Annotated in this window: 9 protein-coding genes; 6 read left to right on the top strand and 3 right to left on the bottom strand. The window is 65.9% G+C overall.

The window, feature by feature from the left end; translation table 11 throughout:
* Positions 1 to 11 precede the first annotated feature (11 nt).
* Both VN11_RS12580 and betT read left to right on the top strand, forming a co-directional pair.
* Positions 12 to 392 carry a VOC family protein gene (locus VN11_RS12580; RefSeq protein WP_006450259.1) on the top strand — a complete coding sequence of 127 codons (381 nt, stop codon included), beginning with the start codon at positions 12 to 14 and terminating at the stop codon, positions 390 to 392.
* A gap of 146 nt (positions 393 to 538) precedes the next feature.
* Complete coding sequence (betT, locus tag VN11_RS12575) at positions 539 to 2,518, top strand: choline BCCT transporter BetT (RefSeq protein WP_053449979.1); 1,980 nt, start codon at positions 539 to 541, stop codon at positions 2,516 to 2,518.
* 57 nt (positions 2,519 to 2,575) lie between these two features.
* Here betT and VN11_RS12570 read toward each other — a convergent pair whose 3' ends face one another.
* Complete coding sequence (locus tag VN11_RS12570; RefSeq protein WP_053449978.1) at positions 2,576 to 5,200, bottom strand: TonB-dependent receptor; 2,625 nt, start codon at positions 5,198 to 5,200, stop codon at positions 2,576 to 2,578.
* Between the two features lie 197 nt (positions 5,201 to 5,397).
* Positions 5,398 to 6,375, bottom strand: a complete 978-nt coding sequence (locus VN11_RS12565) for a zinc-binding dehydrogenase (protein WP_053449977.1) — start codon at positions 6,373 to 6,375, stop codon at positions 5,398 to 5,400.
* Positions 6,376 to 6,807: 432 nt separating this feature from the next.
* Between VN11_RS12565 and VN11_RS12560 the strand changes: the two genes are divergently transcribed.
* The 4 genes from VN11_RS12560 to VN11_RS12545 all read left to right on the top strand — a co-directional run bounded on the left by VN11_RS12560 (position 6,808) and on the right by VN11_RS12545 (position 11,064).
* Positions 6,808 to 9,171, top strand: coding sequence for a ribonucleoside-diphosphate reductase subunit alpha (locus VN11_RS12560; protein ID WP_053449976.1), 2,364 nt, complete (start codon positions 6,808 to 6,810; stop codon positions 9,169 to 9,171).
* A gap of 61 nt (positions 9,172 to 9,232) precedes the next feature.
* Positions 9,233 to 10,273 (top strand): ribonucleotide-diphosphate reductase subunit beta, encoded by a 1,041-nt coding sequence (locus VN11_RS12555; RefSeq protein ID WP_053449975.1) that lies wholly within the window; start codon positions 9,233 to 9,235, stop codon positions 10,271 to 10,273.
* A 25-nt stretch (positions 10,274 to 10,298) separates the two neighbouring features.
* Positions 10,299 to 10,766 carry a flavodoxin gene (locus VN11_RS12550; RefSeq protein WP_080374929.1) on the top strand — a complete coding sequence of 156 codons (468 nt, stop codon included), beginning with the start codon at positions 10,299 to 10,301 and terminating at the stop codon, positions 10,764 to 10,766.
* Positions 10,738 to 11,064: a thioredoxin family protein gene (locus VN11_RS12545; protein ID WP_053449974.1), complete on the top strand. Its 327-nt coding sequence runs from the start codon at positions 10,738 to 10,740 to the stop codon at positions 11,062 to 11,064. Before VN11_RS12550 ends, VN11_RS12545 begins: the two co-directional genes overlap by 29 nt.
* Before the next feature lie 111 nt (positions 11,065 to 11,175).
* On the opposite strand, the gene VN11_RS12540 is transcribed toward VN11_RS12545, so the two are convergent.
* On the bottom strand, positions 11,176 to 12,507 hold the full coding sequence (locus VN11_RS12540) for an Nramp family divalent metal transporter (RefSeq protein ID WP_053449973.1): 1,332 nt from the start codon (positions 12,505 to 12,507) through the stop codon (positions 11,176 to 11,178).
* Between the last annotated feature and the right edge of the window lie 49 nt (positions 12,508 to 12,556).

The following is a 12,556-nucleotide window of genomic DNA, read 5'->3' as shown; positions in this document are numbered from 1 at the left end:
GGAGTGTCCGCATGTTCAGCCACATCACTGTTGGAACGAACGACATGGAGGCCGCGCACCGCTTCTATGAGGCCCTGTTCACCGCCCTCGGTGCGCGCCCGGGGGTGTTCGACGACAAGGGTCGCCTGGTGTACTTCAAGGACGGCCGGATGTTCATCGTCACCGCCCCCATCGACGGTGAGCCGGCGTGCCATGCCAACGGCGGCACCATCGGCTTCACCCTGGACAGTGCCGAGGCCGTGCGCGGCTGGCAGGACGCCGGCGTGGCCCATGGCGGCACCGCCATCGAAGATCCGGCCGGCATCCGCAACATGGCCGGACGCCAGTTGTTCCTGGCCTACCTGCGCGATCCAGACGGCAACAAGCTGTGCGCGGTGCATGTGATGTCGTGATGCAAGGCAGGCACGGCGGCGCGCGCGTGATAGCACGAAAGCGCGCGCGCAGGCCGTGACCCGCGGCCGCGACTTCATGCTCTGTCCACTGCGGTTCAGCCAGAATCGGTCGGCTAATCCTTTGATCTGCCGGAGAACGCCGCCCCATGGAAGTCCTGGAGCCGCAACAATCCCCGGTGCGCACCCTTCGGCCTGTGTTCGCCTTCGCGGCGATCGTTGTCGTGGCGTTCGCGCTGTTTGTCAGCCTGTTCCCGCTCGGTGCCGGCCGCCTTCTGGTCAAGGCACAGGACTGGGCCGCACTCAATGTCGGCTGGTACTACCTGCTGGCGATGACCCTGTACCTGGTGTTCGTGGTCGGCGTGGCGCTGTCCAAGTACGGTGGCATCAAGCTCGGTGCCGACCATGACGAGCCGGAGTTCAGCTATCTGTCCTGGGCCGGCATGCTGTTCGCCGCCGGCATCAGCATCACCCTGTTCTTCTTCTGCGTATCCGAACCGCTGACCCACTACCTGCAACCGCCGCAGGGCGACCCGGCGGCGGGCGAGGCCGGCGCGCGCCAGGCCATGCAGTTGCTGTTCCTGCACTGGGGCCTGCATGGCTGGGGCGTGTTCGCACTCGCTGCGATGGCGATGGCCTACTTCGCCTACCGCCACAACCTGCCGCTGGCGCTGCGTTCGGCGCTGTACCCGCTGATCGGCAAGCGCATCAATGGCCCGATCGGCTACACCGTGGACGCGCTGGGCATTGTCGCCACCGTGTTCGGCATCGGCGCCGACATGGGCTTCGGCGTGCTGCACCTCAACGCTGGCCTGTCGCACCTGTTCAACATCCCGCACTCCAACCTGGTGCAGATCATCCTGGTGGTCAGCATGATGGGCGCGGCGGTGGCCGTGGCCGTTTCAGGCGTGGAGAAGGGCGTGCGCTGGATGGCCAACATCAACATGCTGCTGGCGATCGCGCTGGTGCTGTTCATGGTGTGCGCCGGCCCCACGCAATACCTGCTCAGCACCTTGATGCAGAACCTGGGCGACTACCTGGGCAGCGTGGTCGGCAAGAGCTTCGACGTGTATGCCTATGGCGGCCGACCAGAATGGCTGGGCGGCTGGACGGTGTTCTACTGGGCCTGGTGGATCGGCTGGGCGCCGTTCGTCGGCCTGTTCATCGCGCGCATCTCGCGTGGCCGCACCATCCGCGAATTCGTGTTTGGCGTGCTGCTGATACCGCTCGGTTTCACCCTGGCGTGGCTGTCGATCTTCGGCAACAGCGCGCTGGACCAGGTGCTGCACCATGGCCAGCAGCAACTGGCGCAACTGGCGGTGGATGATCCACCCACCGTGCTGTACGCGCTGCTGGACGGCTATCCGTGGAGCAAGGCAGTGATCGCGGTGACGGTGTTCGTCAGTTTCATTTTCTTCGTGACATCGGCTGACTCCGGCGCGGTGGTGCTGTCCACGTTGTCCTCGCACGGCGGTGCGCCGGAGGATGACGGCCCGCGCTGGCTGCGTGTGTTCTGGGGCACGGTGATCGCGGTGCTGACCGCCGGATTGTTGCTGGCCGGCAGCATCGATGCGCTGAAATCGGCGGTGGTGCTGGCCTCGCTGCCGTTCTCGGCGGTGCTGCTGATGATGATGTGGGGCCTGACCCGCGCCTTCAGTGACGAATCGCATCGCAAGCGCGCGCTGCAGTACCGTCCCTCGCCGCTGATCGGTGACGATCGCCACCACCAGGGCTGGCGCCAGCGCCTGAGCCAGGCCATGCACTTCCCGGTGCGCGACCAGGTCTACCGCTTCATGGACGACACCGTGAAGCCAGCGATGGAGGCGGTGGCCGAGCAGCTGCGCGGGCAGGGCTGGGATGTGGCCACGCGATTCGAGGCCGGCGACATGGAGTTGACGGTGAATCACGGCGAGCAGCAGGACTTCCTGTACCGGGTGATCCTGAGTGGCTACCTGACGCCGTCGTTCGCCGCGCAGCAGCTGCGCAACCAGCGCTACTACCGCGCCGAGTTGCATCTGTTCGAGGGCAGCCAGGACTACGACCTGGTCGGCTACAGCCGCAAGCAGATCATCAACGACATCATCAGCCAGTACGAACGGCACCTGCAGTTCCTGCACCTGAGCCGTTGATGCACGACCGCTGTGGTGGGTGCGGACCGTTGGTCCGCACACCCTTGTAGAGCCGCATCAGAACCGGTAGCGCGCCCCCAGCGAGACGAACTGCCCGCGCAGGTTGTACTGGCTGATGTCGAAGCCGCTGGAGCCGCCAGCCGGGTCGAACGGCGGGTCCTTGTCGGTCAGGTTCAGCACCGACAGCGACAGCGTGGTGTTGGCAATGCCTTCGTACGCCACGTACAGATCCAATTGGTGATACGGCTTGATGCGGTCGCGCAGCCCCGGATTGCTGGTGGCCGTCGCCACACGCTGGTCGTAGCCACTCACGTACTGCAGGCTCAGCGTGCTGCTCCAGTCGCCGACCGCCCAGTTCAACGACGTGGTGCCGCGGGTGCGCGGCAGTGCGCCGTGGCGGTTGTTGCCGGCCCCGTCATAGGGCGCCTGGCCGGCCACCAGCGGCTGCTTGAAGCTGAGCAGGTGGGTCCAGCTGCCGGCGAGGGTGAAGTTGCCCCAACCGTCGGTGCGGAAGGTGCGGCTGGCGTCGAGGTCCAGCCCCGAGGTGGTCAGTTCGCCCTGGTTGGCGTACTGGTTGGTGATGAACTGGATGCGTCCGTTCTCGCGTTGTACGCGGCCCGGGAACAGGGTCGGGTTGTCGACGATGAACTGCGCACTGTCAGGCTTGACCAGGTTGTCCTGTTCGATGCGGTACCAGTCCAGGCCGATGCTGGTATCGCCATCCGGCGACCACACCGCACCCACGTTGAAATTGCGCGAGCGCTCGGCCTTCAGGTCCGGGTTGCCGGTGCGGATGTTGGTCACGCCGCGGCTGCCACCCGGTTGCAGTGGGTCGAACGGATCGATCACCGAGCCGTAGCTGACGGTCTGGCCCGGCGCGATCTCCGGCAGCGACGGCGCGCGGAAGCCGCGCGAGAACGAACCGCGCAGCAACAGGCTGTCCAGCGGCTGCCAGCGCAGCGCGACCTTCGGCGAGAACGCCTTGCCGAAGTCGTCATAGCGGTCGCCGCGGCCGGCAAGCTGCAGTTCCAGCGTGCGGTGCAACGGCACGCTCAGTTCGGCGTATGCGGCGCTGACCTGGCGCTCGCCGTTGACCACGTTGATGGCCGGGCGCAGTTCGGTGCCCGACAGCACCTGCGCGCTGGTACGCGCATCCAGCGATTCCTTGCGGAATTCGGCGCCCCAGGCGAAGCCGACCGTACCGGCCGGCAGCTCCCACAGCGAGGTCGAGGCCTTCACATTCAACGCGTGCAGCTTGTACCAGCCGGGGCGCTTGGTCTGCAGGCGCAGGGCATCGAGCGCGCCCGGCGTGCTGGACGGATTGAGGAAGTTGTAGCTGCCATCGCGCAGGATCTGCTCGAACGCGTAGCGGTTGACGAAGTTGTCGACGTATTCGCGCTGCGCGCTCTGCGAGGTCAGCGCCGCCACCTCCCAGTCCCAGCGTTCGCCACTACCACGCACGCCGGCCAGTGCACGGTAGAACACCTGGGTGTTGTCCTTCAGGCGCGGGCCGAGGTCGAAGAAGGTGTACTCGAATGGCAACGGCGAGTTGCCCGGGTTGTTCGGGTGGCCGACCGGCAGCGCTGCCGACACGTCGATCAGGGTACCGGTGGCCGGGTTGTAGGCGCGCAGGCCGGGGCCGACGGTGAGCGGCGCACTGAAGATCTGGTCGGCCTTGTTGTGGCTGTACAGCACGTCGGCGAACGCTTCGACGCTGTCGTTGAAGCGGTAGGTCGCACTCAACGACGCCTGCAGGCGCTCGGCGCCGGGCTGCAGCGTCTTGAACGGTTGTGCATTGAAGGCGCAGGCCTGGCCGGGCAGGGTGCTGCCGAAATCGCTGTACGGCCGCAACTGGCTGCCATCGGGGCAGTTGGCGAATGGCTGCGGTGCGCGTGGGTTGGACAGCCAGTTGCCACCGGCAGTGGACCAGCCGGCCAGGCGGCCACCGGGCTTGTCGCGGAAATCGCCGCTGCGGGTGTAGGCGCGCTGATCGGCGTCGAGGCGATCTCGCTTGAGCAGGTCCAGCCCGAACAGCACGTTCCAGCCCTGCTGTTCGAGGTCACCGAAGCCGGCCAGCAGGTTGGCCTTGCGTTCGTTCAAGCCGCCCTGGGTAGCAGTACCGAAACCGCCGCCGACCTCCACGCCCTGGAAGTTCTTTCGCAGGATGATGTTGATGACGCCGGCGATGGCATCGGAACCGTACACCGCCGAGGCACCGTCCTTCAGCACTTCGATGCGTTCGACCGCGCTGATCGGCAGCGCGTTGAGGTCGACGAAGGTGTCCTGCGTGTTGAGCGCGAAACCGAAGTTGGACACGCGGTAGCCGTTGACCAGCACCAGCGTGTTCTTCGGCGACAGGCCACGCAGGCCGATCGAGGCCGAGCCGGCGGCGAAACTGCCGGTGTACTGCTCGTCGAAGCTGTTGCCGGCATTGGCCGACAGGTTGCGCAGCACGTCGGTGAGGGTGGAGCGGCCGGTCTGTTCGATCTGTTCGCGGCTCACGATCTGCACCGGGTTGGGCCCGGCGGTATCGCTGCGCTTGATGTTGGAGCCGGTCACCAGCACGGCGCCCAGGGTGGTGCTGTCCTTGCCGGTATCGGCGGTTTCAGCGGCGCCGGCAGCGCCGGCGGAAAGGCCCAGCGCGATGGCGCCGGCAAGCAGGTTCAGGGTAGTGCGGTACATGGAAGCGACAACGCCGAACGGGGGAGGAGCCTCCAGTACCGCACGCAGCTACATGCGCCTTCCAATGACGAAAGCGCATTCAGTTATACATCACAGGTTCTTAACGAAATGACTCGGTGGGTGCGGGCCGTTGGTCCGCACACTGACCGGAAAGCAGCCGAGCATGGCTCGGCTCTACAGAAGGCAATGGCAGCCCATCAAGGCCGCAGCAGCACCTTGCCGCTGCGACCCGAGCCACCCGCGGCCTTCGCTGCCTGGGCAATGTCATCCAATGCGAAGACCCGCTCCACCGGCAGGGTCAGTTCGCCGCCGGCGGCGCGCTTCAGCAGTTCGCCGACCAGCCGCCGCTTGTCCTCCACCGCCATCGCCTGGCTCACCTTGCTGCCCCAGAAGCCCTTCACCGTGGCCTCCTTGTAGATCAGGCCACCGGCGGGGATGTGCATCGGCTGGCCGCTCATCACGCCGAACGAGACCAGGGTGCCGTGGTGGCCAAGCAGGTCGACCAGGTCGCCGCTGGCGTCGCCGCCGATGGAATCGACCGCCGCCGCTGCCTGTGCTTCGCCCGTTGCTGCGCGCACGCGATCCTTCCAGCCGTCCACCGAGGTATCGAACACGTGATCGATGCCGAGTGCCTGCAGCTGCGCCACCGCGTCGGCGTTGCGCACCAGGTTGGTCACGTGCACGCCGCGCGCCCGCGCCAGCATCGCCAGCGACTTGCCGACGGCCCCGTTGGCGGTGTTCTGCACGATCCACTGGCCCGGCTCGACGTGCAGGAACTCCAGCAGCATCAGCGCGCTCAGCGGCATCGCGATCAGCTGTGCGGCCATCTCGTCGGCGATGGCGTCCGGCATCGGAATCACCATGCGCGCCGGTGCGATGAACGCTTCGGCCCAGGTGCCGTGCACCGAGGCGGCGGCCACGCGCTGGCCGATCTGCAGGCCCTCGACCCCTTCGCCAAGCGCATCGACCACGCCCAGTGCCTCACTACCAGCGATGGCCGGCAGGGTCGGCTTGTAGCCATACAGGCCACGCACGGTCAGCAGGTCGTGGTTGTGGATCGAGGCCAGCACGGTACGGATGCGCACCTCGCCGGGGCCGGGTTCGGGCAGGGCCACATCGGCAACGGCAAGGACGTCGGCCGGGTCGGCGAAGGAAGCGTACTGGGCAGCGCGCATGGGCGGTGTTCCGGGGAAAGTGGAGGTTGTATCGAACTGGGGACGAGGGCGCGGTCGACAAGGCGCCGCCGCTGCAACACGGCATCCTGCGACGGATCGTCGCGTCATGTCGTGATTACCTCATCTTGTGTTGACGGCTCGGAATATCCCCACTATGTTGTGGCCGTCACTCCCGGTCAGCCGCCGCCGCCGGACATGCAGCAAACGTCCCGCGGCCCGCCCCTGAAGGCTTGCCGTGTCGACGCGGCCGCCATCGCGCGGACACAGGTCGCCCCCACGGCCCGGATACCGGCCGCAGGCGCAGGCTCTTGCCGACGACCTGATGATCCCGTGCGTTGGCATCCCACCCCGATCGCCCCGTGCGCCGGTATCGCGTGCAGGGCTGCCACGGCATCGACGCCGCTGTGCGTGCGAGCCTGGAGACGCAGGACCATGACCGACAACACCTACCGCGCGGCCGATCTGGCCGGCGCCGGCGACGCTTTGCGCGCTGGCGGCGAGCGCGTGCCGACCTGGATCACCAAGGAGGCCGGCAACCGTCGCCTGCCGTTCGACGCCGAGCGCCTGCAGCGCAGCATCGATACCGTGCACGCGGAGTTCCCGCAGCTGGATGTAAGCGACTATCGCCGCGTGGTGCAGGCGATGGTCGAGCGCAAGCCGAGCCTCAGTGCCGATGACCTGGTCGACCTGCTGATCCGCGAGGCCGAATCGCGCGTGGATCTGGTCGCACCGGAGTGGGAGCAGTTCGCCGCACGCATCTACCTGCGCCGCCTGTACAAGCGCGCCAGCCGCAATCGCTTCTATGACGTCAGCCTGAAGTACGGCTCGTACGTGGGCCTGCAGGAAAGCCTCGCCGACCGTGGCATCTACAGCAACGACATCCTGCGCTGCTATTCCAAGGAAGAGCTGCAGCAGGCCGGCGAGATGATCGAGCCGGAACGCGATCGCCTGTTTGCCTACAACGGCCTGTACCTGCTGGCCACGCGCTACCTGGCCAGCGACCGCAGCCGCGAGGTCTATGAACTGCCGCAGGAGCGCTGGCTGACCATCGCGCTGTACCTGATGCAGGAAGAGAAGCCGCGGGAGCGGCGCATGCAGCTGGTCGGCGAGGCTTACTGGGCGCTGTCGAACCTGTACATGACGGTGGCCACGCCGACCCTGGCCAACGCCGGCAAGGTCGGTGGCCAGCTGTCCAGCTGCTTCATCGACACGGTCGACGACAGCCTGCAGGGCATCTATGACTCCAACACCGATATCGCCCGCGTGTCCAAGCATGGTGGTGGTGTGGGCGCCTACCTGGGCTACGTGCGCAGCAGTGGCGCACCGATCCGTGGCGTGCCCAATTCCTCCGGCGGCGTGGTGCCGTGGATCAAGCAGCTCAACAACACCGCGGTCTCGGTCGACCAGCTCGGCCAGCGCAAGGGCGCGGTGGCGGTGTACCTGGACATCTGGCACCGCGATATCGAGGCTTTCCTCGATCTTCGCCTGAACAATGGTGACCAGCGCCTGCGCGCGCACGATGTGTTCACCTCGGTGTGCGTGCCCGACCTGTTCATGGAAGCGGTCGAACGTCGCGCCGACTGGTACCTGTTCGACCCGCACGAAGTGAAGAGCGCCAAGGGCTGGTACCTGCAGGACTTCTACGATGAGAAGCGCGGCTCGGGCAGCTTCCGCGACCGCTATGCCGAGCTGGTGGCCGACGAGCGCATCAGCCGCCGCACGGTGAAGGCGATCGACCTGTTCAAGCGGATCATGCTCAGCCAGCTGGAGACCGGCAACCCGTTCCTGTTCTACCGCGACGAGGTCAACCGCAAGAACCCGAACAAGCACGCGGGCATGGTCTATTCCAGCAACCTGTGCACCGAGATCCTGCAGAACATGAGCCCGACGCGGATGATCCAGGAGATCGTCAGCGGTGACCAGATCGTCACCACCCGCCGCGCGGGCGACTTCGTGGTCTGCAACCTGTCCTCGATCAACCTCGGCCGTGCGATCAGTGCGCCGGATGACCTGCTGGCCACCGACGTGCTGGAGCGCCTGATCCCGATCCAGGTGCGCATGCTCGACAACGTGATCGACCTCAACGCGTTGCCGGTGCCGCAGGCCACGATCACCAACCGCAAGTACCGCGCCATTGGCCTGGGCACCTTCGGCTGGCACCACCTTCTGGCGCAGCAGGCGATCCAGTGGGAATCGCCGGATTCCGAACAGCTGGCCGACCGCCTGTACGAGCGCATCAACTTCCTGACCATCCAGGCCAGCGCGCAGCTGGCCAAGGAGAAGGGCAGCTACCCGATGTTCGCCGGCAGCGACTGGCACAACGGACGCTACTTCAGTGACCGCGACTACAGCGGCGCGGACTGGGACAGCCTGGCCCGCGAGGTCGCCACGCACGGCCTGCGCAACGGCTGGCTGCTGGCGGTGGCGCCGAACATGAGCACCGCGCAGATTGCCGGTTCCACCGCATCGATCGATCCGATCTACAGCGCGTTCTACTACGAGGAAAAGAAGGATTTCCGGCGGCCGGTGGCCGCACCCGGCCTGTCGCTGGAGACCTGGCCGTACTACGAGAAGGGCGCCTACAAGGTCGACCAGTTCGCCAGCGTGCGCCAGAACGCGCGCCGCCAGCGCCACGTGGACCAGTCGATCAGCTTCAACCTGTACGTGCCAAGCACGATCCGCGCCAGCACGCTGCTGGAGCTGCACCTGAGCGCGTGGCGCGAAGGCCTGAAGACCACCTACTACGTGCGCTCCAACGACATCGACATCAGCGAATGCGAGTGGTGCGCGAGCTGACCAATGGTAGTGCCGGCCGCTGGCCGGCAACACGGTAGAAATAGAACGAAGGCAGAAAACCATGGCAACCCCCCTCGACCGCATCAAGATCCTCGAACCGCGTCATCCCAACCGCAGCACGGGGATCATCAACGGACGCACCAGTGGCATCCTGAACTGGAACGACATTCCGTATCCGTCGTTCTATCGGGCCTACAAGGAACTGTCGACCAACTTCTGGATCCCCGACGAAGTCGACATGAAGGCCGACGCGCGCCAGTACGGCGAGCTGTCCGGGCGCGAGAAGAATGCCTACGACTCGATCATCGGCCTGCTCGCCACGCTGGATTCGCCGCAGACCCGCTTCATCTACAACGTGGCCGAGTACATCACCGATCCGGCCGCGCATGCCAACGCGGCGATCATCGGCCAGCAGGAGGTGATCCACAACGAGAGCTACAGCTATGTGCTGGCCTCGATCACCGACCTGCCGAACCAGAACCGCGTGTTCGAGCTGGCGCGCACCCATCCGACCATCATCAAGCGCAATGCGCCCATCATGGGCGCGTATGACGACTTCATGCGCGAGAAGACCGCCGAGACGCTGCTGAAGTCGCTGATCCAGTCCTCGATCCTGGAAGGCATCAATTTCTATTCCGGTTTCGCGTACTTCTACAACATGGTGCGGCAGAACCGCATGACCGGCACCGGCAAGATCATCAGCTTCATCAACCGCGACGAGCTGGCCCACACCAAGTTCATCAGCGAGCTGATCCGCGCCATCATCGGCGAGAACCCGGAGCTGCAGACCAACGAACTGACCGCCTATGTGCACCAGGCGTTCGAGCATGCCATCGAGCTGGAGACCCAGTGGTCGTCGGAAGTGCTGGATGGCATCGACGGCATCGATATGGAGGAGATGACGCGCTACGTGAAGTACCGGGCCAACAAGATGGCCGGCATGCTCGGCATCGAGCGCCTGTACAGCGACACCACCGACAACGTGATGCCGTGGATCAAGGCCTACGCCGACAACTTCACCGAGACCAAGACCGACTTCTTCGAGATGCGCAATGCAAGTTACAAGAAGACCAACGTCGACAACGGCTTCGACGACCTCTGAGCCCGGCGCGGCGCTGAGGATCCTGGTGGTGGTGGCCTCGCTGAGTGGCAACACCCGCGAGCTTGGCCGGCAGATTGCCGGGCGCTGCCGCGCTGCGGGCCACGCTGTGCACTGGCAGGAGGCGGATGACCTGCGCCAGGCGCCGCCCTTGGCGGCCGACGAGGCCGACCTGGTGCTGCTGGGCTGCTGGACCGACAACGCCGGCCGCACGCCTGCGGAAATGAAGGCTTGGGTGGCCGGCATCGCCGAGCGCGGCGAGCGGCCGCGCCAGCTGGCGGTGTTCGGAACCGGCGAGACACAGTGGGGGCAGGAGTACTACTGCGGCGCCGTGCACCGCTTGATCCGTTATTTCGGCAGCGACTACCCGCCGCTGGAGATCGAACAGATGCCGCATGGCGAGCGCCATGCCGCGGCCATCGAGGCCTGGACCGATGCGGTCCTGGCCCATTACTGGAGCAACACCGATGCAGATCATCGACGCCACCACGCCTGAGCAGTTCCAGCAGCTGCTGGCCGAACACCCGCGGGTGCTGGTGGACTTCCACAAGGACCAGTGCCCGGGATGCCGGATGCTGGAAATGTCGCTGCATCGGGTGGCGAACAGTGTGGCGGGGCAGGGCACGACCCTGTTGCGGGTGCAGCTGGAGGTGCTGGGTGAGGCGTTCTTCAGGGAACTGGGGCTGCGGCAGACGCCGACGCTGTCGCTGTTCCTTGACGGAGACGAACGGCAGCGCCTGCCTGGATTCCAATCGCCGCAGCAGATCGAGGCGGCCATCGCGCTGTATCTGTAGGCCGCGATCCCGGCTTATGTAGAGTCGAGCCATGCTCGACTGCCTTTCGCGCGATGCGCGACGAGTCGAGCATGGCTCGACTCTACAAAGACATCCACGCATGGCGTGGATCTACTGGCCGGCGAAGGTATCCACCAGCAGCTTCACGTTCAACACCACGATCACCAGCGCGATGACCCAGGCGATGCTGCCCAGCCAACGCGGTGCCACCAGCGCGCCCATCGTCACCTTGTCGGTCACGATCCGCACCAGCGGAATGATCGCGAACGGCAGCTGCATCGACAGCACCACCTGGCTCAGCACCAGCAGCTTTACCGCGCCCTGGTCGCCGAACAGCACGATCACCACCACCACCGGAATGATCGCCAGCGCCCGGGTGATCAAGCGCCGCAGCCACGGCGGCAGGCGCAGGTGCAGGAAGCCTTCCATCACGATCTGCCCGGCCAGCGTGGCGGTCACCGTGGAGTTCAGTCCCGAGGCCAGCAGGGCGATCGCAAAGAGGGTGGCCGCCGCGCCCACGCCCAGCATCGGTGCCAGCAACTGGTGCGCCTGCTCGATGTCTTCCACATCAAAGCGGCCGTTGGCGTGGAACACCGCCGCGGCCAGGATCAGGATGCTGGCATTGATGAACAGCGCGAGGGTCAGCGCGATGGTGCTGTCGGTGACTGCCCAACGCAACGCGCTGCGACGCCCTTCATCGGTGCGCGGGTAGGCGCGGGTCTGCACGATGGACGAATGCAGGTACAGGTTGTGTGGCATCACCGTGGCGCCGATGATGCCGATGGCGATGTACAGCGCATGCGGATCGGTCACCACCTGCGCACGCGGGATGAAGCCGCCGAGTACCGCCATCACCGGTGGCGCGGCCATTGCGATCTGCACCACGAAGCAGGCGAAGATCACCATCAGCAGCGCGATCACGAAGGCTTCCAGTGCACGGAAGCCGCGGTTCATCAGCAACAGCACCAGCAGCGTATCCAGCGCGGTGATCACTGCGCCCCACAGCAGTGGCAGGTCGAACAGCAGTTTCAGCGCGATCGCGGTGCCGATCACCTCGGCCAGGTCGCAGGCAATGATCGCCGCTTCGCACAGCGCCCATAGCGCCAGGTTCACCGGCTTGGGGTAGCGCGCGCGGCAGGCCTGGGCCAGGTCCATGCCGGTGGCGATGCCGAGCCGCGCCGACAGCGCCTGCAGGATCACCGCCATCAGGTTGGAAATGAGGATGACCGACAGCAGCAGGTAGCCGAAGCGCGAGCCGCCGGCCAGATCGGTGGCCCAGTTGCCCGGGTCCATGTAGCCGACCGAGATCATGTAGCCCGGGCCGAGGAAGGCCAGCAGGCGGAACCACCAATGGCCCTTGTCAGGCACCGCTACAGACGCGTTGAGCGCGCCCAGGCTGGCCGGAGTGGAGGCCGAAGGGTCGCGGGGCGCCAGGGTGTTCATGGGTCCGAATATAGCTCCTGCTATAGTCATTAGCAATGTGAAACAATCG

The sequence above is a fragment of the Stenotrophomonas maltophilia genome, from assembly GCF_001274595.1.
GTDB lineage: Bacteria > Pseudomonadota > Gammaproteobacteria > Xanthomonadales > Xanthomonadaceae > Stenotrophomonas > Stenotrophomonas forensis.
This window is presented reverse-complemented; position numbering and strand designations above follow the sequence as displayed.

Bases quoted from the DNA above. Each gene is read 5' to 3' on its own strand.
- VN11_RS12580 (WP_006450259.1), top strand. From the start codon at position 12: ATGTTCAGCCACATCACTGTTGGAACGAACGACATGGAGGCCGCGCAC.
- betT (WP_053449979.1), top strand. From the start codon at position 539: ATGGAAGTCCTGGAGCCGCAACAATCCCCGGTGCGCACCCTTCGGCCT.
- VN11_RS12570 (WP_053449978.1), bottom strand. From the start codon at position 5,200: ATGTACCGCACTACCCTGAACCTGCTTGCCGGCGCCATCGCGCTGGGC.
- VN11_RS12565 (WP_053449977.1), bottom strand. From the start codon at position 6,375: ATGCGCGCTGCCCAGTACGCTTCCTTCGCCGACCCGGCCGACGTCCTT.
- VN11_RS12560 (WP_053449976.1), top strand. From the start codon at position 6,808: ATGACCGACAACACCTACCGCGCGGCCGATCTGGCCGGCGCCGGCGAC.
- VN11_RS12555 (WP_053449975.1), top strand. From the start codon at position 9,233: ATGGCAACCCCCCTCGACCGCATCAAGATCCTCGAACCGCGTCATCCC.
- VN11_RS12545 (WP_053449974.1), top strand. From the start codon at position 10,738: ATGCAGATCATCGACGCCACCACGCCTGAGCAGTTCCAGCAGCTGCTG.
- VN11_RS12540 (WP_053449973.1), bottom strand. From the start codon at position 12,507: ATGAACACCCTGGCGCCCCGCGACCCTTCGGCCTCCACTCCGGCCAGC.